Here is a 21,560-nt window from a genome sequence, read left to right on the forward strand (position 1 = left end):
ACCGGGCGATCCAGTATTCCAGAGCAGTTGCGATTAACCCGATAGGCCGCGGCGTACTGGATTCCCCGCCTTCGCGGGGAATGACTGGGGTGCTACCGCGCCGCCGGCATTACCAGGCCGGCGGGCTGCGCCTGGACGCTGGGGCCGCGCATTCGCGCCAAGAGCTCCGCCGTCGGCCAGGAATCCGCAGGCAGGCCGTATTTGATCTGCATCGCCTTCACCGCCGTGCGGCTCAATTGCCCCATCACGCCGTCGACCTTGCCGACATTGGAGCCGGCGCGCACCAATAAAAGCTGCAATTCCTTCAGCTCGTTAAGCGGCAGTTGCGCCACCGGCGCCGACGGCTGCCGCATCGGCGGGGCGCCGGCGATACGGGTGGCGAGATAGGCTGCGGTGGTCGAATAGATCAGCGAGTTGTTCCACTCGGTATACGCGGCGAAATTCGCATACGCCAGGAACGCCGGCCCGGTGCGGCCCATCGGCAACAGCAGCGAGGCCGGCAAGTCGTCGTTCGGCAGCGGCCGGCCGTCGGGATAGGTAACGCCGAGCTGCGCGAATTTCGCGCGCGGGAGTTTTGTCGTGAGGTCAGCCTGCTCCCACGGAAAATTTTGCGGCGCGCGCACTTCCTGCAGCCACGGCTCGCCGCGCCGCCATTTCAATCCGTTGGCGATATAGTTCGCGGTCGAGCCGATTACGTCGGACGCGCTGCGCAACAGGTTGCGATGGCCGTCGCCATCATAGTCCACCGCGTAATTGAAGTAGTGCGTCGCAAGAAACTGCGTCTGCCCGAGCTCGCCGGCCCATGCGCCGATCATCTCGCTTGCCGTGAGATCGCCGCGGTCGATGATCTTCAGCGCGGCGATGGTTTCCTTCTGGAACATCTCGGAGCGCCGGCAGTCATAGGCCAGCGACACCAGCGAGCGCAGCGTATGCAGATTGCCCAACTCGGCGCCAAAACTGCTCTCCAGCCCCCAGAACGCGGCGATCACGGCCGGCGGCACGCCATATTCCTTCTCGGCGCGGTTGAACGCGGCCGCATGCATCCGGATTCGCGCTTGCGCATTTCTTGCCGCGGCATCGGAGGCCCTGTTCCGCGCGAACTCGGTGAACACCTGGCCGAATACGCGCTGGCCGCGGTCGCGGTTGACGATGCCCTGGTCATAGACGAGGTAAGGTGCGGCTTCGGCCAACGTGCGCTGCGAGACGCCTTCCGCAACCGCCTGCTGCTTGAGGTCGGCAAGGAAACGATCGAACGACATGCCGTTGTGGCAGGCCGCCGCGCGGGGCGAGGGGGCGAGGGCGACCGGCTGGGCGGCAACGCCGGCGACCGGAGGTCTCGGCGCTGCCACGGGCCGGACCGCGGCGGGCCGGACGGGGGTGGGCGCCGGTTGCGCTATGCTTGCCGATGAGAATGCCAACGATGCCGCGGCGACCAGGAGAAATCTGCAAGTTGGCATCAATGTCACCGCCGCAATCAGAGGGATCGTAGAGTCCCCGAGCCGTACCGTCATCAGCCCAGCGCACGCCATCAGAACAATGCCGCGCCGTTGACCCGGAGCCGTTCGCCGGACAGCCAGCGCGCTTCCGGCCCGCACAGGAAGGCGACCACATCCGCGATGTCTTCAGGTTTCGCAATCCGCCCGAACGGCGAACGCTGCGCTGCCGCGGCACGCCCGGCTTCGGTACTGAGGCCAAGGTAAAGTTCGGTCTCCGTCGCGCCAGGGCTGACGGTGTTAACCACGATGCTGCGCTTGCCGAGCTCCTTCGCGGCCGCCTGGCCGAATTGCTCCAGTGCGCCCTTGGTGCCGGCATAGAGCACCGTGTTCTCATAACCTACCGCGGTCATGGCCGCCGAAATGCTCACGATCCGACCGCCATCCGCCATCCGCAGCGCGGCCTGCTGAAAGGCAAAGAACGCCGCCTTGACGTTCACGGCCACCGTCTGGTCGACTTCGGTCACCGTGTCGATCTTCGCAAACCGGGCGATGGCGGCGTTGTTCACCAGCATGTCCACGCGGCCGAATGCGGCCAGCGCCGCGTCGAATAGCGCGCGCACGGCGGCCTCGCCGTTCAGTTCCGCCTGCACCGCGAGCGCGCGGCTGCCCCCGGCCTCGATCGCAGCGACCGTCTCCTTTGCCGCGCTGTGGTTATGCGCGTAGTTCACGACCACCGATGCTCCCTGGCGGCCAAGCGCCCTAGCCACTGCGCTGCCGATGCCGCGTCCGGCTCCTGTCACGATCGCGACCTTGCCCGCGAGCCTTGCTGTCATCCGGCATTTCCCTCATCAAAACGAAAGTAGCGATCTCGACCACAAATTGGCGATTCCGACCAGCCCTGCCGCCCACACAATCCCGCCTTGTGCATAGGAGCCTGCCGTATCAACCTGATCTCGCAGGCTGTTCCAACCGCTTTTCCCCGTGTAGGCTTGCCGTCTGCCCGACTTTTGAAGGTGAGCCGACAATCACTGGGGCGGGCGGAACGAGGGAGATGGCGGAAAGACCATGACGGAACTCCGATATCTGGCGCCTGGCACGCTTGACGAAGCGGTCGGCGCATTTGCGAAAGCCGGCAGCGCCGCGCGCATCCTGGCCGGCGGCACCGATCTTCTGGTGCAGATGCGATCGGGCGCGCTCAAGCCCGGCCTGATCGTCGACATCAAGAATATTCCCGAGATGACGGCAATCGAACAGACCGCCGACGGCGGCTTTCGCATTGGCGCCGCCGTTTCGGGTATGGCTCTCGCCGAACAAAAGACGTTTGGCAAAGTCTGGCCCGGCGTACTCGAAGCGGTCAACCTGATCGGTTCCAAGCAGGTGCAGGGCAGGGCGTCTGCGGGGGGCAATCTCTGCAACGGCTCGCCCGCAGGCGACAGCGTGCCCGCGATGGTCGCGGCCGGCGCCATCGTCACCGTGCAGGGCCCGGACGGCCGCCGCGAGATGAAGGTGGAGGATGTCCCCGCCGGCCCCGGCCGCACCAATCTGAAGCCTGGCGAGATCCTCGTCGGTTTCACGCTGCCGCCGCGCCCGCCCGGATCGAGCGATGCTTATTTGCGCATGATCCCGCGCACTGAAATGGATATCGCCGTGGTCGGTTGCGGCGTCAGCCTTACCATGAAGGACGGCACCGTCATCGCCGCCCGCGTCAGCCTCGGCGCGGTGGCGCCGACCGTGCTGCTGGTGGAAGACGCCGCAAAGGCGCTGATCGGCTCAAAGCTCGACGACGCCGCGCTGGCGAAGGCCGCCGCTGCATGCTCCGCCGCCTGCCGCCCGATCGACGACAAGCGCGGCACCATCGCCTATCGCACCAAGGTGGCCGGCGTGCTGCTCAAGCGCACCGCCGTGATCGCCGCCCAACGCGCGACCCAAAAGAACTGAGATCGGAAAATAATTCATGGCCAAAGTTCACGTCACCACGTCAATCAACGGCGAGCCGATGGAATTTCTGTGCGAGCCATCAGACACCATGCTCGACGCGCTGCGCGGGCCGCTGGCGCTGACCGGCTCCAAGGAAGGCTGCGCCTCCGGGGATTGCGGCGCCTGCTCGATCACGATTGACGATCGGCTGGTCTGCTCCTGCCTGATGCTCGCGGTCGAATCCGAGGGGCACGAGATCAGGACCATCGAGGGCCTGGCGCAGGGCGACAGGCTTCATCCGCTGCAGCAAAAATTTCTGGAAATGGCCGCGCTTCAGTGCGGCATCTGCACCTCGGGCATGCTGGTCGCCTCCGATGCGCTGCTCAAGAAAAACCCGGACCCGACCGAAGAGGAAGTCCGCTTCTGGCTCGCCGGCAACCTCTGCCGGTGCACCGGCTATGACAAGATCGTCCGCGCGGTGATGGAAACCGCTGCCGAAATGCGCGCGCAATGAATTGCGGGAGATAGCCCAATGAACCTCGTCACCAACAACAAGTGGATCGGCCAGCGCACCATTCGCCCCGATGGCATGGACAAGGTCACCGGCCGCGCCCAGTTCGCCGCCGACACCACGATGCCCGGCATGATCTGGGGCAAGGTGCTGCGCAGCCCGCATCCGCATGCACGCATCAGATCGATCGATACCTCGAAGGCCGAGAAGCTGCCGGGCGTGAAGGCCGTCGTCACCTCGAAGGACATCGTCGATTTCCCGATCGAGAAGGGCGCGGTGATGCTGGGCATCCAGGATATGCGCTGGATGTGCCGCAACGTGATGGCGCGCGACAAGGCGCTGTTTCCCGGGCACCCGATAGCTGCCGTCGCCGCGACCACGGAAGCGATCGCGGCCGAAGCATGCGCGCTGATCGAGGTCGATTACGAGGTGCTGCCGTGGTCGATCAAGATCGACGACGCGATCAAGCCCGACGCGCCGATCCTGCACGAGTTCAACAAGTTCGACGGCAAGCCGTCCAACATTGTCGGCCGCCTCGAGCACAAGAAGGGCGACATCGAGCAAGGTTTCAAGCAGGCCGACACCGTCATCGAGCGCACCTTCACCACGCGCCCGGTGCACCAGGGCTATATCGAGCCGCATGCCTGCCTGATCTCGGTGGCGCCAGACGGCAAGACAACGATCTGGAGCTCCAGCCAGGGCCAGTTCATGGTCCGCGCGATGACGGCCTATCTCACCGGCATCCCGCAGAGCGACATCCGCGCCATCCCTGCGGAGATCGGCGGCGGCTTTGGTGGCAAGACCATCGTCTATCTCGAACCGCTGGCGACGCTGCTGGCGAAAAAATCCGGCCGCCCGGTGAAGATGGTGATGACGCGCGAGGAAGTGATGCGCGCGACCGGCCCCACCTCAGGCTCGAAGAGCACGGTGAAGATCGGCGCGACCAAGGACGGCAAAATCGTCGCCGCGCACGGCACCTTCTATCTCCAGGCCGGCGCCTTCCCGGGCTCGCCGATCCGCGGTGCGGCCGGATGCAGCTTCACGCCCTACGACATCCCGAACCTGCTCTCGGAAGGTTTTGACGTCTGCTCCAACCGCTCGAAAGTCGCGGCCTACCGCGCGCCGGGCGCGCCGATCGGCGCCTATGCGGTCGAATGCGTGCTCGACGAAGTCGCCGAAGCCTTGAAGATGGACCCGCTCGACTTCCGCCTGAAGAACGCCGCGAAGGAAGGCACCAAAGCCGCGCACGGCCCGGTCTTCCCGCGCATCGGCTATATCGAGACGGTGGAAGCAGCCAAAGCCTCGCCGCATTATGCCGCGCCGCTCGGCGACGGAAACGGCAAGCTCAGGGGCAGGGGCGTGGCGTCCGGCTTCTGGTTCAACGCCGGCGGTGAGTCTTCCGCGCAGGTCAATATCACCGAAGACGGCAACGTCGTCGTAACGACAGGCCATCCTGACATTGGGGGCTCGCGCGCGGGCATCGCCAACATCTGCGCCGAGCTCCTTGGTATTGATTACCGCCGCGTCTCCGTCATCATCGGCGACACCCAGACGGTCGGTTTCTCCAACCTCACCGGCGGCAGCCGCGTGCTGTTCGCCTCGTCGATGGTGGTGACGCAGTCGACCGAGAAGATCATCCAGACGCTGCGCGAGCGCGCGGCAAAAATCTGGGAGATCGACCCCGAAGCGGTGAAATGGGAGAACGGCGCGGCGCATCCGGTGAGCCCGAACGCCGGCCAGTTCGAACCGCTGACGCTGGAAGAACTCGCCGAGAAGGCGCCCGCGATGGGTGGACCCATTGGGGCCGGCGTGCAGCTCAATACCCAGGGCGCCGACGGCGGTTTCGGCACGCATATCTGCGACGTCGAGGTCGACGTCGATCTCGGCATCGCGCGCGTGATCCGCTACACCGCCGTGCAGGATGTTGGCCGCGCCATTCACCCCGGCTATGTCGAAGGCCAGCTCCAGGGCGGCGTCGCGCAAGGCATCGGCTGGGCGCTGAACGAGGAATACATCTACACCAAAGAAGGCAAGGTCGATAATCCCGGCTTTCTCGACTACCGCATGCCTGTTTGCTCCGACCTGCCGATGATCGACTGCATCATGGTCGAGATCCCGAACCCGAAACACCCGCAAGGCGTCAAGGGCGTCGGCGAGGTGCCGTTGGTGCCGGTGATGGCCGCAGTCGCCAACGCCATCTACAACGCGCTCGGCAAGCGGTTCTATGCGCTACCGATGTCGCCGCCAAAGGTGCTGGAGAAGCTGGACGAGCCAGTGCAGCAGGCGGCGGAGTAGGGATCGGCTTCGTAGGGTGGGTTAGCCGAAGGCGTAACCCACCGCTTGCGGCAATAACGGCGGATCTGCGCTTCGCTAATCCACGCTACTTATTACCGATGTCACTGCCGAAGGTGGTAGAGAAGCTGGAATGCCCCTCCAAGCCGACCGCTGAAATCACAATGGACTATGAAGACGATAGAGTCATCCTAGGAGAGGCTCTGGAGAGAGCGATAGTCTAGGAGAGGCTCTGGAGAGAGCGATAGTCCTCCATGATCAAGCCATGCCGCGCCCGACAATACTTGGCGGTCCCAGCAAGGAAACTTTGAACATTCTGACGGAAGCCATCGAACGGTGCGCAACCTATAGAGCAATCGCGGGTTTGGTTATTTTCAGCGGTGGTGACGGTCCAGTCCTGGATGCTCACTCGTTGGCAACGCGGCTTTTTGGGAAAAGGGCGCTATCCTCTAGAAATACGTCGGAGGCCGTCGACTGGCTAATCCGCCTGATGACCACGCGAGAGACCACCGGCTTGTTCAAGGCCGCCGTGTGGGGACTCAGCATTGATCGAGACGTCGCATTAGCTGAAACGTCATGGTTGATGCCCTTTGCAGTTTTGCCGGACTCCTACATGCGGCGAAAAATTGTAGAGCGCATTCGACGTTGTTACGACGGTTCGGTGTGGATGACGCAAAACTATTTTGATGCTCCGTCTGCCGCATTCGTGGAGCAAGTCCGTGGCTTTCCCTACATCCGGGAGGATAACGCAGCCTTCTTGAAGATGGATGAACTGATTTGGAAGGCTCATGAATTCTTTATTCTAGCGCAAGCCGCCTGCATAGGTCATCCATTAGCTGTGGCGTGTTGGTTTGAGTATGCCGATTCCGAGCTTGAATACGCTGAATGGGAAAACGACTGCACTTGGTTGCTTCCCGAAATTCCTCCTCATGTGAAGCGCCTCATTTCCGTGGACGTCGATGATATTCAAGCCAGCGTAGCGGGTTACTATCTTCTCCCGGAAGAACAGCGCGGCAGACTGTTTAGATCGATGGAACGGTTTAGGCTTAGCCAGTCGCGCCGGGAAGCGGTTGACCGCGTTCTCGATCTTGCTCTCGCGTTCGAAATTGCTGTGAGCGAACGGGGCGACAATGCGCCTCCAGGTTGGAAGGTCAGTGTTCGTTCTGCACAAATGATTGGTGGCCCTCTGGCAGCCCGTCAGCAAACACGCGAAAAAATCGGTGCGCTTTATGAGCTTCGAAATCAGGCAGCGCACGGCGCTACGTTGAAAACAAAGTCGGCTAAGACATCAGTCGACGAAGTACTTCAGGAGAGCTGCGACTTGTATGTTGCTCTTGTGAAGCGGCTCCTGAGCCTTCGAGAAAAGCCAGACTGGAAATCTATCGAGCTAGGAGGCAAATGACCAACCCCGTAGGCGACTTCCCAAAAGCATGCGTAGCCCGGATGAGCGAAGCGATATCCGGGTCCTTCATTGTCGTTCCCCGCATATCGCTGCGCTCATGCGGGCTACAAGCTGGCAACGCCAATGAACGATGTGCTTCCCTATCGCACCATGGCGTATAACAACGCCTGGGCAAACCACCGGCTGCTCACCGCCTGCCTCGGGCTGACGCAGGATGAATTCACCGCGAAGCGAACCGGCTTCTTTCCGAGCCTGCGCGCCACGCTCAACCACATCCTGATCATCGACCACTTCTACGTCGATGCGATGGAAGGCGGCACGCTCGGACCCGCCGCCTGGGCGGACGAAGAGCCCTGCGCAACCGTTGCCGAGCTGAAGGAAGCCCAAGCCGCGGTAGATCGGCGTTTGCTCAAGATCGTCGAAGCGCTCGACGGAACCGGACTGCAAAGTATCGTCTCCGTGCATCGCGGCACCTCTATCCAGCGCGAGCGGATGGACCGTTTGCTGCTGCATCTGTTCCAGCACCAGGTGCACCATCGCGGCCAGGTCCACTGCATGCTGAGCGGCACGTCGGTGAGTCCGCCGCAACTCGACGAGTTTTTCTCGGCGGGTGAAGCGCCGTTGCGGGCGGCGGAGTTCGCGGAGCTGGGTTGGACTGAGCAGCGTATCTGGGGCGAGACCGGACGGTGAGGTTTGAGTTTTTGCAACGAGGAGCGGCGAAGTAAGTGAGGTGGCCCCGATGAGCGAGCCCTTCATAGCGTGGTGCACGTTGTCGAAAATGTATGCTCATCTAACGTGTGTGACTGACGCGATGCAGGTGTCGCCCTGTCGCTACATCGATATCGAACCGAAGCGGATGCCGATGAGTGTCCGCAGGATCTCATTATGGAAATATCGTGAACGATCAAAATCCACCCACCACCTCCCCCTTCCACTCCATCCACGCGATCGACTACACCGTCATCTTCGTGCGCGACATGGCGGCGATGCGCCGCTTCTATGAGGGCGTCCTTCGGTTTCCGCTGACGCGCGAATTGTCGGCGGGCTGGATCGAATATCAGATCGGCGGCAACACGCTCGCGCTGGCGCGGCCGAGCCGGACGGCGAAGGATGCGCCGGTGCCCGCCGGCAGCGCTTCGTTGCAGCTTGCTTTCAAGGTTGGTGCTGACGACGTCGATCGCTGCGCCGACGAACTGGTGCGGCACGGCGTCGATCTGCAGGAGCCGCCGACCGACCAGCCGTTCGGCCATCGCACGCTATTCTTCAGGGATCCCGATGGGAATCTGCTGGAGGTATATGCGGAGATTTGACGCGGGCGAGAATCGTAGCCCGGATGGAGCGCAGCGCAATTCGGGACAGGTCGCGCTGTGGTGAGATCGCCCCCGGATTTCGCTGCGCTCCATCCGGGCTACTCTAGGCGTTATGCCGCCGCATTGCGCGCCCTAATTCAGCGTCAGCCACACCAGGTTGCAGTCGGTGTGGCAGGTGTTGCAGCGCGCCGGCTGATTAAACGTGTTGGCGAGCTGCCATTCCTGCGCTTCGTTGCTCCACTGCGCGGTGGCGTGGCAGATGATGTCGTCGGAACCGCAGGCGTCGCACACCGGCGTCGAACGGGCAGCGCGATTCACCACCTTGCGCTCGATCGGCTGCGGCCGGTCGTGGGTGATCCGGTCTTGACTGACCCGGTCTTGGGCGATTTCGAACGGGTTTATCAGCTTGGCGAGTCGCAACATCGTCCTTTGCATCCATCTGCGAGTTCTGGGAATCGCTACCTTCAAACTAGCGAATCGGCATGGCCGTTCCATCGCAAAATTACGGAATACCCACGTTTTAAATGTGATCGTCACCAGCGGGACACAGAAGCGGCTTTCCGGTGAGAGAAAGCGGTCCATTGATGCATCGCACTGTGCAAATGACGCAGAGACCTGCGGAAAAGATCAACCTACACGCGCACGCAAAACGGCCCGGCATCGATGCCGGGCCGCGCTGTTGGAGAATTAGTACTTCTTCTTCGCAGCCGATCCGGTTGTCGTCTGCTGGCCGGGCGCGCTTTCCGAGTGGCCCTTCGCCGTCTTTTTCTGATGTCCCGGTGCGTATTCCGACGCGCCCGGCGCGGTCGAAGTCTTGCTCTTCTGCATCTTCTGTCCCGGGGCGTACTCGGAGGAGCCCTTGGATTTCGTGGTGCCCTGCGCAAACGCCGCGGTCGTCAGCAGCACGGTCGAAACGGTAATGAAAGTCTTCAGCATTGGCGGTCTCTCCTGTTGCAGGAAACCAAGCAACGTCTCGCTCGCGGTGGTGTTCCACTTTTTCCCGCTCACGGCTGACGCGCAATGCTGATGAACAAACCTTCATCTTCCGCGTAAACACATGATCCCGCATCCTTGCACAGGAGACCGCGGGTGCCAGCCAGCACCCGGCCTTCCCTGCGCCCCTGAATTCGGGGCGAAGAATTCAAGCACAACTCGGGCGCTATCCACGTCGCGAGACGGCGAAGTCATGTTCAGTGTAGTCACCCGCCTTGTGGGCAATTGCGCACTGGAGCGGGTGACCCAGTATTCCAGAGACGCCAGTGATTGAATCGAGAAGCCGCGGCGTACTGGATCGCCCGGTCAAGCCGGGCGACGACAAGCGGAGGGCGATCGCACCCTCACAACTCCCGCGCATTCGAAAACGCGAACGACGACACCCGCCGCGTGTTCTCGTCCAGAATCAGCGTCCGCGTGATTGGTGGCTCGGCGCGCTGGCTGCAGTTTTCGCGTTCGCAGAGCCGGCAGTTGACGCCGATCGGCGTGCCCTCGGCCTTCTCCAGGTCCATCCCGGCGGCATAGACGAGTTTCGACGCATGGCGGATTTCGCAGCCCAGACCGATCGCAAAGCGCGGCTGCGGCTGCGGATGCGGGGCGATCGGCCGGCGCACCATCTGCGCGATCGAGAAGTAGCGCGTGCCGTCGGGAAGTTCGATGACCTGCTTGAGCAGGCGATCCGGTGTGTCGAAGGTCGAATGCACGTTCCAGAGCGGACAGGTGCCGCCGAATTTCGAGAACGGAAACGTGCCGGAGGAAAACCGCTTGGAGACGTTGCCGGCATTGTCGACGCGGAGCAGAAAGAACGGCACGCCGCGTGCGTTCGGGCGCTGCAGTGTGGTGAGGCGGTGGCAGACCTGCTCGAAGCCGGCGTTGAAACGCTGCGCCAGCACATGGACGTCGTAGTTCAGGTTTTCCGCCGCGCTGTGGAATGGCTGATAGGGCATCATGACGGCGGCGGCGAAGTAATTCGCCAGTGTAATCCGGTAGAGCCGCCGCGGCGTGTCGTCGAGCGGGCCGGCGCGGTTGACGATGGCGTCGATGGACGCGCTGCATTCGGCGAGGCCAATTTGCAGCGCGAGCTGAAAGGCGCGGCCCGAGCCGTCGACCAGTTCGGAGATCAGAAGCTGGCGCCGATGGCGGTCGAACCGCCGCAGCGTCTCGCGCATCACGTCAACAGGCATGATGCGGGTGACGATCGAATGCTTTTCGCGCAAGCGCGCCGCGAGCGCAGCAAACAATTCTTCGGCGGAGGCGTGGAGTTCGTCGCGCAAATTTTCCGCAGCCTGTTCCAGCTCCGGAAAATAATTGCGGTTGGCTTCGATCAGATCGCGCACGCGCTCGATCGGGTTGGCCTCGAAGCGGGCGCCTTCATCGCGGTCGGCCATCTGCGCCGCCACGAGCGTCTCGCCGCGGCGGGCCTCGGTATAGGCGGCGTAGAGGCGCTGCAGCGAATGGGTCACGCCCGGGCAGAGTTCGGCGAGGTCGCGCAGTTCCTGCTTCGGCAGGTCGATCTGGCGGAACAGCGGATCGGAAAAAATCTCGTTCAGTTCGGCAAAGAAGCGGTCCTCGTCGGCGGTGGCGAGATCGCGCAAATCGAGGTCATAGGTCTCGGCCAGCCGCAACAGGATCTGCGCCGTCACCGGGCGCTGGTTCCGCTCAATCAGGTTGATGTAGCTCGGCGAAATCCCGAGCCCTTCCGCGATCTGGGTCTGCGACAGCCCAAGCTGCTGGCGGATCCGCCGGAAGCGGGGGCCGACGAAGAGCTTCTTTCCGGTATCAGCGGCCATGGCAGAGTTCCTGACCCAACTTTGTGACAAAATTTACAACATGACATATGTGACAAGTTCATATGTTACATGACATCACCAATAAAAAACAAGACATCTATACGAATTTCTCTTTCTCGCGTTTAGCTCTTGCCACGCATTTCGCAATGCACTGTCAAGAATGTCGATAGAGAAGTAGCAGATAGCGCTGCAGCTTTGTCGTCACCGAAAGGATCACGCAGATGAACTACCAGCCACGTGGGATCAGCGACCGGGCTATCCAGGGACCGGCTTCCTATCTGAGCGAGATTGAAGCTGCCGAGGCGCTCCTCAAGACCAAGCCGACCTGGAACGGCGTCACCGCCGAAGCCGTGGCGCGCATGCGTCTGCAGAACCGCTTCAAGACCGGCCTGGACATCGCCCGGTACACCGCGGCGCTGATGCGCAGCGATATGGCTGCCTATGACGCCGATCCCACCAAATACACCCAGTCGCTCGGTTGCTGGCACGGCTTCATCGCGCAGCAGAAGCTGATTTCGGTCAAGAAGCATTTCGGTACGACCGATCGCCGCTATCTGTATCTCTCCGGCTGGATGATCGCCGCGCTTCGCTCCGAATTCGGGCCGCTTCCTGATCAGTCGATGCACGAGAAGACCTCGGTGCCGGCGCTGATCGAAGAGCTCTACACCTTCCTCCGTCAGGCGGACTCCCGTGAGCTCAACGATATCTTCCGCGCCCTCGACGCCGCCCACAAGGCAGGCGACCAGGCGAAGGAAAAGGCATTGATCGAAAAGATCGACAACTTCCAGACGCATGTCGTGCCCGTCATCGCCGACATCGACGCTGGTTTTGGTAATGCGGAGGCGACCTATCTGCTCGCAAAGAAGATGATTGAAGCAGGTGCGTGCGCTCTGCAGATCGAAAATCAGGTCTCCGACGAAAAGCAGTGCGGTCACCAGGACGGCAAGGTGACTGTGCCGCACGAGGTGTTCCTGGCGAAGATCCGGGCCTGCCGCCATGCCTTCCTCGAGCTGGGCGTCGAAGACGGCATCATCGTGACGCGCACCGACTCGCTGGGTGCCGGTCTCACGCAGCAAATCGCTGTGAGCCACAAGCCCGGCGACATCGGCGATCAGTACAACAGCTTCCTGGATTGCGAGGACGTGACAGCCGCCAACGCCAGGAATGGCGATGTCATCATCAACCGCAACGGCAAGATGATGCGTCCCAAGCGGCTTGCCAGCAACCTCTATCAGTTCCGTGCCGGCACTGGCGAAGATCGCTGCGTGCTCGACTGCATCACCTCGCTGCAGAACGGTGCCGACCTGCTGTGGATCGAGACCGAGAAGCCGCACATCGAGCAGATCGCCAAGATGGTTGACCGCATTCGCGAGGTGGTTCCGAACGCGAAGCTGGCCTACAACAACTCGCCGTCGTTCAACTGGACGCTCCACTTCCGTTGGCAGGTGTACGACGCGATGAAGGAAGCCGGCAAGGACGTCAGCAAGTACAATCGAGCCGACCTGATGAAGCCGGAATACGACGATACGCCGCTGGCCATCGAAGCCGATGAGCGCATCCGCACCTTCCAGGCCGATTCGGCAAAGCGTGCCGGCATCTTCCACCACCTGATCACGTTGCCGACCTATCACACGGCAGCTCTGTCGACTGACAATCTTGCGAGGGAGTACTTCGGCGAGCAGGGCATGCTGGGCTATGTGAAGAATGTTCAGCGCCAGGAGATCCGTCAGGGTATCGCCTGCGTCAAGCATCAGAACATGGCCGGCTCCGATATCGGCGACGATCACAAGGAGTATTTCGCCGGTGAAGCCGCTCTGAAGGCGGGCGGCGTCCACAACACGATGAACCAGTTCGGCTAACGGTGGAATTGATCAGTCTGGGGTCTGGTCGGATGCCAGACTGGTCGCGCTACTCGGACAACAGGAGACGACAATGACCAAAGGCAGCAATTTCTGGGTGATCGGCGGCGAGTTCGGCTCGATGAACTTCCACAAGCTCGTCGAAGGCTCGGCCCAGGTCAGAGGCCCGTTCAAGACCCGCAAGGAAGCCGAAGAGTGCTGGAAGGAGGTCTCGGAAGAGAGCCGCCATAAAGCCGGGGTACGCTTCTCGATCGTCGAAGAGCCCTCGCGCGTCTCGGCCTGACCGGCTGCTGCCGAATTATCAGAAGAAACGTCCAAGGACAGGCGGCCCCATCCGGAACCCCGGGTGGGGCCGTTTGCGGTTTTGAGGATAGCCTTTTCTTCACCCTCTCCCGCTCGCGGGGCCGGCGTAGGCGGCCTGCGGCCGCGGTCCTTGAAGAAAAACGCCGATGCAGAGCATCGGCTACGGTGGGGGTGCCGCCACGGGGGATAAAGCTGGAAGCATAACTCATTGAAAACAAACAACCATTGCGCCAGGCATGGTTACTGCTAGGTTAAGCTCAGGCTAACCCCTGCAGGATAAAGGCGGCTACCGATGTCAAACGCGCAAAATACCGGCAACGAAGCCCGCGACATGCGACCGACCCGGCTGCGCGATGCGCTCCGCCAGGCGCGGATCGAGGCTGCCGATCGGACCGGCGTCGTGGTCGAACTGCGCGATGCCGAGGTCGCGCGGCTCGAGATACTGAACGAGGCGCTCGATCCGCTGTTCGCAGAGGTGCCCGAGCAGGTCGATCTGTTCGATCGCGGTGTCAGCCAGGGCGAAACGCCGCGGCTGTGGATCGACGTGGTGGCGCATATCGTGATGGGACGCGACAAGCGCATGTACCGCTTCGTGCAGGATACGCGCTTCGGCCGCATCGTGCTTGCGGAGTCGCATGACGTACCCGTCATCGTCGATGCCGTCACCGGCTATGTCGCGCGCCGCATGATCGAGCGCGAGCATGCGATGGTGGCAATGCCCGTGGCCGAGCCTGTTGTGGAAAAGAAACCGCGCCGTCGCGGCCTGGGCATGTTCGTGCTCGGCTTCGCACTGGGCGCGGTGGCGCTGTTCGGATTGGCGCTGTATGCGAGCTTGAGCAATATGTAGCCAGAGCCGGCGGTCGGGCATTCGGGGGCATTGTGGCGTCATCCATACCGCTGATCGCGCTGCTTGCCGCAGCGCTGTTCGGAACGTCCTATCTGTACGGCAAGTGGCGTACGCTGCGCCGCGCCGAATTCATCCGCACCTTTCGGTGGCCGCGCGGGCTGCTCGAACGGCTCGAGAAGCATCATCCCGGTTTTCAGCGCAAGGACAGCGCGCTGGTATCGCGGGGCTTGCGGCAGTTTTTTCTCGCCTATCTCATGAGCGGCAAGCGCTACGTCTCGATGCCCTCGCAGGTCGCCGACGATCTCTGGCACGAATTCATTCTGTACACGCGCGAGTACGACACGTTCTGCCGGCGCGCCTTCGGCGGTTTCCTCCACCACACGCCCGCCGTCGTGCTCAGCGAGCACCGCAAGAGCAACGAAGGCCTCCGCCGCGTCTGGTGGTATTGCTGCAAATACGAGAATATCGATCCGGTTCGTCCGACGCGCCTGCCGCTCTTGTTTGCGCTCGACAGCAAGCTCAACATCGCCAACGGCTTCGTCTACCACCCCGACTGCGAAGAGCTGCGCAAGAACGGCAGCGGCGCTGCGTATTGCGGCGGCGATTTCGCCGATGGCTCGATCGATGGTGCTACGGACGGGTTTGGCGACGCCGGCAGCGACGCAAGTGGTGATGGCGGCGGTGGTGGCGACGGGGGCGGTGGCTGCGGCGGCGGGGATTGAGAAATTCGCCCAGTTGCAGGCGTGAGGAAACGCTAGAGCAGCGTCGCCTGCTTGATTTGTTTGACACGGAAGTCGGCATCGACGGCGCGCACGGTCTGCACGCAGCGCCATTTGCCGCCGTCGCGCGTGATCGAAAACAAATTGTAGGCCGCGGCCGGATAATGCCGGTGCGCCAGCGCCGATGCCGAGGGCACGCCAACCGCGGGGATCTGGTGGCCGGCGCCTTCAAGCCACATCGTCGAATGGATGTGGTCATGGCCGTGCAGCACCAGTTCCGCGCCGCGCCGCTTCAGCACGGCGCGAAGCGCCTTCGAGTCGGTCAGCCGCTTCATCCGCGAAGTCGATTCCAGGGGGTGATGGACCAGCAGCACCCGGAACGCCTCGTCCGGTCGCAACTGGGCAAGCTGGCGGTCGAGCGCATCGAGCTGCGCGCGGCCGAGCCGGCCGGTTGCCATCAATGGCAGCGTCGGCACCGCTGAGGAGACCCCGATCAGCACCAGCGGACCGCGGCGGCGCACGAATGGAAACGACGCGCCGTCCGTCGCGGCATCGCCGCGCAGATATTGCTCGAACGCGCCGGTGAAATGATGCCGCGTCGCCCACACATAGGCGTCGTGATTGCCGGGAACAACCGTGACCTGCTGTGGCGTCCCGACGCTTTCGAGCCAGGCCTGGGCCGGAGTGAATTCCGCCTCAAGCGCCAGGTTGACGAGATCGCCGGTCACCGCGATGTGGTCCGGCCGCTGCGCCTGCATATCGGCAACCAGTGCGTCCAGCACCTCGCGACGGTGATATTTATGGCGGTTGCGGGTCCAGTTGAAGTAGCCGAGCGCACGTTTCCCCGCGAGATCGCGCAGCCGCGCCGCGGGCAGCGGCGGCAGATGCGGGTCCGACAGATGCGCCAGCGTGAAGATAGCGGTCATTCGCGCTCCGCCGCATTCTCTGTGATATAGAGCCGTCGCACCATCATGTCGGCGATATAAGGATCAAACGTGATAGCTGTCCATCCGAGGTTTGCGTGACGGCGCTGCAGCACTTGCGAAAACGTCTGGAGCCGCAATTGCGGCAGGCCTTTCACCTCTATTGGCGGATGGCCCGCGGCATGACGCTGGGAGTTCGCGGCGTCGTGCTCGATGGCGACGACAGGGTGTTTCTGGTCAGGCACAGCTATGTCGCGGGCTGGCACCTGCCAGGCGGTGGGGTGGAGGTCGGCGAAACCTTTCTCGAAGCCTTGCGAAGGGAGCTGTTGGAAGAGGGGCGGATCGAATTGACCGGAGAGCCGGTCCTGCACGGCCTGTTCTTCAACGGCCACGTTTCCCGCCGCGACCATGTCGCGGTCTACGTCGTCAGGCAGTTCCGGCAGGACCGCCTGCCGCAGCCCAACCACGAGATTGTCGAGTGCGGGTTCTACGCGGCAGGGGCGCTGCCGGCGGAGACGACCAGGGGCACGCGGCTCCGGATCGCCGAAGTGCTCGACGGCGCCGCGCGGACCGCGACCTGGCGCTAGGGAGAGCTCGTGCTATTGACCCCTTCAGAGCACCATCGAACGCCGCCGCCGACGGGACAAAGATGAAATTCCTGAAAGTCTTCTGCGCCGTCGGCTTCCTCGTCGTGCTGGTCAGCAACATCTGGTCGATATCCACTTGGGTCGAAGCGCGTGGGGTCTACGACGATATTTGCTACCTGCGGCAGGCGCATCTGTTCGAGAGATTCGGACTTCGTGGCATCGACACCAACATTGTCCTCGATGACGATCATTATCTTGCCGGCCAGCTGAAGGAGATCGGCTTTTCGGACTGGAACGATCCAAAGCGAATTCCCTGCCACACCTGGATCGCCAATGCGGCCAAATATGTGCTGCAATATCCGCCCGGGACCGGCTTCATCCTGTCGCTGTTTCCCACCGGATTTCAGGTCGTCCCGCTCTACATATTGACGTCGGTCGTCGCCGTCGGCTTTTCGCTGATCGCGCTGACCTATGCGTCCACGTTTTATCAACTTATGCTGGTCGCCGCGTTCGGTGATGCCGCCATCTATCTGATGATCAATCCGACGAAGGCAAGTTATTCGGTGGCGCCGACCATGATGATTTGCGCGCTCGCGGGATTTCTGACTGCGAAGCTCTTCACCGACGGGCCTCAGCAGCGGCTTTTTCTGCTCGCATTGATTGGCCTGCTAATAGGTATCTCCGTCAACGTCCGCCTGCCGAACCTGTTTCTGGCGGCCGGCTACTGTCTTTATCTTGGCGGCGCATTCCTGTGGACTAGAAGCAGGGAAATGTTCCTGCAGGGCGTCGTGTTCGGTGTCGCGCTTTTGATTGGAATGGCGCCGACGCTGATCGCCAACACGATCAATGCGGGAAATCCGCTCTCGACAACCTATAGCGGCGTCGACGTCGTTCCGCCGGAGCTGAACCCGGGCATTCTTTGGCGATATTTCGTCGACGTTCAGTTTATCCTGCTGGGGATTGCGGCCGTCTGGACCGGCCTGCTATGGCGCTTTAATCGCGCAAGAGCCGGGCGGATAGCCGTTCTGGTCGCGGCAAACCTCGCCGTGAACCTGATTTTCTTCATGACCCATCCGATATTTACGCCATATTATATCATTCCGATCGACATGCTCTCGCTCTGGACTCTGCTGTTCGCAACGCTCGACCTGCGCGGCGAACGGGCCGCCGACAGCGCGGCCTTTCACCAACCGGCCAACGCCTGATTGCGATATAACGCGCTATGGACAGACTTGATTCGGTGAGCGTGCGATGACGGGACCGGCGCTGCGGATTGCGGTTCTGGTGCCGTGCTTCAATGAGGAAGCCGCGGTCGCCACCGTGGTCTCCGATTTCCGCAAGGCGCTGCCGACGGCTCAGATTTTCGTCTACGACAACAATTCCAAGGACCGCACCATCGAGGTCGCGCACGCAGCCGGCGCCATCGTGCGCAGCGAACGCCGCCAGGGCAAGGGGCATGTGGTGCGGCGCATGTTCGCCGATGTCGATGCCGACGTCTATGTGCTGGTCGACGGCGACGCCACCTATGATGCGCCGAGCGCGCCGCGCATGATCGATGCGCTGGTCAAGGACCATCTCGATATGGTGGTCGGTTTTCGCATTGATCAATCGATCGCGGCCTACCGGCCCGGCCACCGCACCGGCAACTGGATGCTAACGAGCTTCCTTTCTTCGGTGTTCGGCCAGGCGTTCAAGGACATCCTTTCCGGCTACCGCGTGTTCTCGCGTCGCTTCGTCAAATCCTTTCCGGTGCTGTCGGACGGTTTTGAGATCGAAACCGAGCTCAGCGTTCACGCGCTCGAACTGGCGCTGCCGGTGGCGGAAGTCGAGACGCCGTATTATGCCCGGCCCGAGGGATCGTTCAGTAAGCTCAACACCTGGCGCGACGGTTTCCGGATCCTCGGCACCATCCTGAAGCTGTACCGGTCGGAGAAGCCGCTGCGGTTTTTCACGGTGATCGGCGTCTTCCTGATGCTGGTCTCGGTCGGCCTCGCAATCCCCGTGATCATCACCTATCTCGAGGAAGGCATCGTTCCACGGCTGCCGACGGCGGTGCTGTCGATGGGCCTGATGATCGTGGCGGTGCTGTCGGTAAGCTCGGGGCTGGTGCTGGATACGGTGACGCGCGGCCGCCGCGAAATGAAGCTCCTGGCCTATTTGTCCCAACCCGCCCGCGTCCTGGATTGAGGCAATACAGGGATTGCCATCTTCCAGCAATGGACCGCGCCGTCGCCAGATGCTATCCCGCGCCCCATCATGAGCGAACTTGACGTCACCATCCTGGCCGAAACACCAAAGGACGCCCAGGCGATCGAACGGCTGCACGAGCGCACGTTCGGTCCCGGCCGTTTCGTGCTGAGTGCCTACCGCCTGCGCGAGCATGTCGATCACCTGCTGGACCTCTCGTTCACGGCGCGGATCGGCACGTTGCTGGTCGGCTCGGTGCGCCAGTTGCCGATCTGCATCGGCGACACGCCGGCCCTGATGCTCGGGCCGCTGACGGTCGAGCCGCCATTTCGCAGCCGCGGCGTCGGCCGCATGCTGCTCGATCGTTCGCTGCGGGATGCCAAGGCCAAGGGCCATCGCTTGGTCATTCTGGTCGGCGACGAAGCCTATTACAGCCGCGTCGGCTTCAAGGTCATACCAAAGGGAAGGGTGACCATGCCGGGACCGGTCGATTACAGCCGCCTGTTGGTGGCGGAACTGGTCGAGGGCGCGTTCGACGGCGTGTCCGGCAATATCCGTCCGGACTGGAGCAAGGCGCGGTAGGGCTGCCGTCGCGATCCGTCAGAAAAATCGACGCCTTTTGGTACCGGTCGTCTCAACCGGCGCAGATCGTGCGCTGCCGGCGGCCTTCTGCAATTCGTGCCGGAACTCCTCGCGCTTCTCGTGGATGCTGGCGACGACATGACCCATCGCCACCCCGAGCCCGATCAAGGCAGCTTCCGATAACAGCAAGCTTGCCTCGATGGTCTCTGGCACCGCGTCGGTAACGCCGATCTGGTAGAGATGCCGCGCGTGGTCGGCGTCGCGGGCCCGCGAAACCACCAGCATGTCTTTCCTCAGCGCGCGGACCTGCGTGACAATTTCGTCGATGCCTTCAGGCTCGTTGATGGTGACGATGACGGCGGCGGCTTCCATCAGGCCGCAGCTCTTCAGAAACTCCGGGTTGGTTGCGTCACCGTAAAAGACGGTACGTCCCTGCCTTCGCTGCTCGGGGACGGCCGCGGCATCATTGTCGACCGCAATGTACTTGAACTGGTGCCGGTCCAGCATCGCGCAGACGACCTGTCCCACGCGGCCGTGTCCGACGACAATGGCATGGCCGCTTCCGCCGCTTGGCGCAACGGCGAGTTCAGGGTCAGTCGGCTTGTCTTCGCGCATCATCGGCCCCAGTCGCCGCGCGACATGAGATAGCGCAGGGGTGAGCATCATGGTCAGCGAGGTCAGTGCGACCGTGAAGCTCGATACGCTGGCATCGATCAGACCAAGCGTCGTCGCCATTCCGATCCCGACGAAAGCGAACTCGCCGCCGGGACCCAGCAGCAGACCGACTTCGATAGAAGCCGGCCATGAGAGGCGAAACATCCGCGCCAGGAAGATGAGGATGACGGCCTTCACGGCGATCAGTCCGGCCGCACCCGTGATCAGCCAGACCGGTTCGCGCGCAAGCTCGCGGAAATCGATATTCATGCCGACCGTGAAGAAGAACAGGCCAAGCAGCAGGCCCTTGAATGGATCGATGGCGGTCTCGATCGCCTTGCGAAATTCCGTCTCGGCAAGCAGCAGTCCGGCGACAAAGGCGCCGAGCGCCATGGAAAAGCCGGCCACGGCAGCAGCCACTCCCGTGGCGACGATCACGAACAGCGTCGTCGCGACGAACAGGTCGCTCATGCCCACTGATGCCACCAGACGGAACAGCGGTCGCATTACGACGCGGCCGACGATGACGATCACTGCGAGCGCGACGGCAGCGTTGGTGAGTGCGAGAACGAGCGTCGCAGCGACCGAACCGGATTCGCTCGCGCCAAAAATGGAAATAAAAAGCAGGAGAGGGGCGACTGCCAAGTCTTGCGCGAGCAGCGTCGCGAAGCTTGCCCGGCCTGCGCTTGTGCTGAGCCGCCGTTGCCTGGAAAGGATTTCGACGACAATGGCTGTCGAGGATAAGGCAAGGCAGGCGCCGAGAATGAGCGCTACCGGAGCCTTGTTGCCGACAAGGGCCGCAGCCGCGCCGATTGCCACGGTGGAGAGTACGATCTGCAAGCTGCCTAGCCCAAATATCAGGCGGCGCATTGCCTTTAGTCGATCGTAGGACAGCTCCATCCCGATGAGGAAGAGCAGGAACACGACGCCAAGGTTCGCGATCCCTGAAACGTTTTTGGGGTCAACAACGGTGAACCAGTAGAGAAACGGAAAACTCTCGATAAACGATCCCAATCCGAGAGGGCCCAGGATCGCGCCGGCACCTAGATAGCCGAGAACGGGATTGAGGCCGAACCGCCGCACCAAGGGAATGACGACGCCCGCGGTGCCGAGCAGGACGAGCGCGTCGCTGTAGACGGGAATATTGATAGGCGCGGTCATCTACCGGTTGTGCATTCGCTTCCATGGGGCAAGGGATATCTGACGGCGGATGTGCGCGGTATCCACCGTCGTCCCACAGGGACGTTA

At 62.4% G+C, this 21,560-nt stretch carries 21 protein-coding genes; 14 read left to right on the top strand and 7 right to left on the bottom strand.

What is annotated here, in order from left to right:
• Nucleotides 1-92: 92 nt before the first annotated feature.
• Nucleotides 93-1,457, bottom strand: a complete 1,365-nt coding sequence (locus RX328_RS14020) for a lytic murein transglycosylase (protein WP_213253846.1) — start codon at nt 1,455-1,457, stop codon at nt 93-95.
• Nucleotides 1,458-1,528: 71 nt separating this feature from the next.
• Nucleotides 1,529-2,269: an SDR family oxidoreductase gene (locus tag RX328_RS14025; RefSeq protein ID WP_213253847.1), complete on the bottom strand. Its 741-nt coding sequence runs from the start codon at nt 2,267-2,269 to the stop codon at nt 1,529-1,531.
• Nucleotides 2,270-2,501: 232 nt separating this feature from the next.
• Here RX328_RS14025 and RX328_RS14030 point away from each other — a divergent pair, with 232 nt between their 5' ends.
• From RX328_RS14030 to RX328_RS14055, 6 genes are all read left to right on the top strand, one after another.
• A complete protein-coding gene (locus RX328_RS14030; RefSeq protein ID WP_213253848.1) occupies nt 2,502-3,374 on the top strand; it encodes an FAD binding domain-containing protein in 873 nt (290 codons plus the stop codon).
• A 16-nt stretch (nt 3,375-3,390) separates the two neighbouring features.
• Nucleotides 3,391-3,867, top strand: coding sequence for a (2Fe-2S)-binding protein (locus RX328_RS14035; RefSeq protein ID WP_213253849.1), 477 nt, complete (start codon nt 3,391-3,393; stop codon nt 3,865-3,867).
• Nucleotides 3,868-3,885: 18 nt separating this feature from the next.
• The gene (locus tag RX328_RS14040) at nt 3,886-6,159 is read left to right on the top strand and encodes a xanthine dehydrogenase family protein molybdopterin-binding subunit (protein WP_213253850.1); all 2,274 of its coding nucleotides are present in this window, start codon (nt 3,886-3,888) and stop codon (nt 6,157-6,159) included.
• A 262-nt stretch (nt 6,160-6,421) separates the two neighbouring features.
• The gene (locus RX328_RS14045) at nt 6,422-7,558 is read left to right on the top strand and encodes a HEPN domain-containing protein (RefSeq protein ID WP_213253851.1); all 1,137 of its coding nucleotides are present in this window, start codon (nt 6,422-6,424) and stop codon (nt 7,556-7,558) included.
• Nucleotides 7,559-7,681: 123 nt separating this feature from the next.
• Entirely contained in the window at nt 7,682-8,248 is a 567-nt protein-coding gene (locus RX328_RS14050; RefSeq protein WP_213253852.1) for a DinB family protein, read from the top strand.
• A 203-nt stretch (nt 8,249-8,451) separates the two neighbouring features.
• Nucleotides 8,452-8,868, top strand: a complete 417-nt coding sequence (locus tag RX328_RS14055; protein ID WP_213253866.1) for a VOC family protein — start codon at nt 8,452-8,454, stop codon at nt 8,866-8,868.
• Nucleotides 8,869-9,000: 132 nt separating this feature from the next.
• Here RX328_RS14055 and RX328_RS14060 read toward each other — a convergent pair whose 3' ends face one another.
• The 3 genes from RX328_RS14060 to RX328_RS14070 all read right to left on the bottom strand — a co-directional run bounded on the left by RX328_RS14060 (nt 9,001) and on the right by RX328_RS14070 (nt 11,651).
• A complete protein-coding gene (locus RX328_RS14060; protein WP_213253853.1) occupies nt 9,001-9,291 on the bottom strand; it encodes a hypothetical protein in 291 nt (96 codons plus the stop codon).
• Nucleotides 9,292-9,555: 264 nt separating this feature from the next.
• On the bottom strand, nt 9,556-9,804 hold the full coding sequence (locus RX328_RS14065) for a hypothetical protein (protein ID WP_249726875.1): 249 nt from the start codon (nt 9,802-9,804) through the stop codon (nt 9,556-9,558).
• A gap of 401 nt (nt 9,805-10,205) precedes the next feature.
• Nucleotides 10,206-11,651 carry a short-chain fatty acyl-CoA regulator family protein gene (locus RX328_RS14070; RefSeq protein WP_213253854.1) on the bottom strand — a complete coding sequence of 482 codons (1,446 nt, stop codon included), beginning with the start codon at nt 11,649-11,651 and terminating at the stop codon, nt 10,206-10,208.
• 221 nt (nt 11,652-11,872) lie between these two features.
• On the opposite strand from RX328_RS14070, the gene RX328_RS14075 reads away from it, so the two are divergent.
• The 4 genes from RX328_RS14075 to RX328_RS14090 all read left to right on the top strand — a co-directional run bounded on the left by RX328_RS14075 (nt 11,873) and on the right by RX328_RS14090 (nt 15,382).
• Nucleotides 11,873-13,510 (top strand): isocitrate lyase, encoded by a 1,638-nt coding sequence (locus RX328_RS14075; RefSeq protein WP_213253855.1) that lies wholly within the window; start codon nt 11,873-11,875, stop codon nt 13,508-13,510.
• 73 nt (nt 13,511-13,583) lie between these two features.
• Nucleotides 13,584-13,793 (top strand): hypothetical protein, encoded by a 210-nt coding sequence (locus RX328_RS14080; protein ID WP_028347002.1) that lies wholly within the window; start codon nt 13,584-13,586, stop codon nt 13,791-13,793.
• A 312-nt stretch (nt 13,794-14,105) separates the two neighbouring features.
• On the top strand, nt 14,106-14,660 hold the full coding sequence (locus tag RX328_RS14085; RefSeq protein ID WP_213253856.1) for a hypothetical protein: 555 nt from the start codon (nt 14,106-14,108) through the stop codon (nt 14,658-14,660).
• A 32-nt stretch (nt 14,661-14,692) separates the two neighbouring features.
• Nucleotides 14,693-15,382 carry a hypothetical protein gene (locus RX328_RS14090; protein WP_312018084.1) on the top strand — a complete coding sequence of 230 codons (690 nt, stop codon included), beginning with the start codon at nt 14,693-14,695 and terminating at the stop codon, nt 15,380-15,382.
• Between the two features lie 32 nt (nt 15,383-15,414).
• On the opposite strand, the gene RX328_RS14095 is transcribed toward RX328_RS14090, so the two are convergent.
• On the bottom strand, nt 15,415-16,305 hold the full coding sequence (locus tag RX328_RS14095; protein ID WP_213253857.1) for a metallophosphoesterase family protein: 891 nt from the start codon (nt 16,303-16,305) through the stop codon (nt 15,415-15,417).
• Nucleotides 16,306-16,400: 95 nt separating this feature from the next.
• On the opposite strand from RX328_RS14095, the gene RX328_RS14100 reads away from it, so the two are divergent.
• From RX328_RS14100 to RX328_RS14115, 4 genes are all read left to right on the top strand, one after another.
• Nucleotides 16,401-16,889, top strand: coding sequence for an NUDIX domain-containing protein (locus RX328_RS14100; RefSeq protein WP_312018085.1), 489 nt, complete (start codon nt 16,401-16,403; stop codon nt 16,887-16,889).
• A gap of 62 nt (nt 16,890-16,951) precedes the next feature.
• Nucleotides 16,952-18,094 (top strand): hypothetical protein, encoded by a 1,143-nt coding sequence (locus tag RX328_RS14105; RefSeq protein ID WP_213253858.1) that lies wholly within the window; start codon nt 16,952-16,954, stop codon nt 18,092-18,094.
• A gap of 46 nt (nt 18,095-18,140) precedes the next feature.
• Entirely contained in the window at nt 18,141-19,076 is a 936-nt protein-coding gene (locus tag RX328_RS14110; RefSeq protein ID WP_213253859.1) for a glycosyltransferase family 2 protein, read from the top strand.
• A 69-nt stretch (nt 19,077-19,145) separates the two neighbouring features.
• Nucleotides 19,146-19,658, top strand: a complete 513-nt coding sequence (locus RX328_RS14115) for a GNAT family N-acetyltransferase (RefSeq protein WP_213253860.1) — start codon at nt 19,146-19,148, stop codon at nt 19,656-19,658.
• An 18-nt stretch (nt 19,659-19,676) separates the two neighbouring features.
• Here the strand turns inward: RX328_RS14115 and RX328_RS14120 are convergent, their stop codons facing one another.
• The gene (locus tag RX328_RS14120; protein WP_213253861.1) at nt 19,677-21,473 is read right to left on the bottom strand and encodes a cation:proton antiporter; all 1,797 of its coding nucleotides are present in this window, start codon (nt 21,471-21,473) and stop codon (nt 19,677-19,679) included.
• Nucleotides 21,474-21,560 lie beyond the last annotated feature (87 nt).

It is taken from the genome of Bradyrhizobium sp. sBnM-33 (assembly GCF_032917945.1).
Classification (GTDB): domain Bacteria; phylum Pseudomonadota; class Alphaproteobacteria; order Rhizobiales; family Xanthobacteraceae; genus Bradyrhizobium.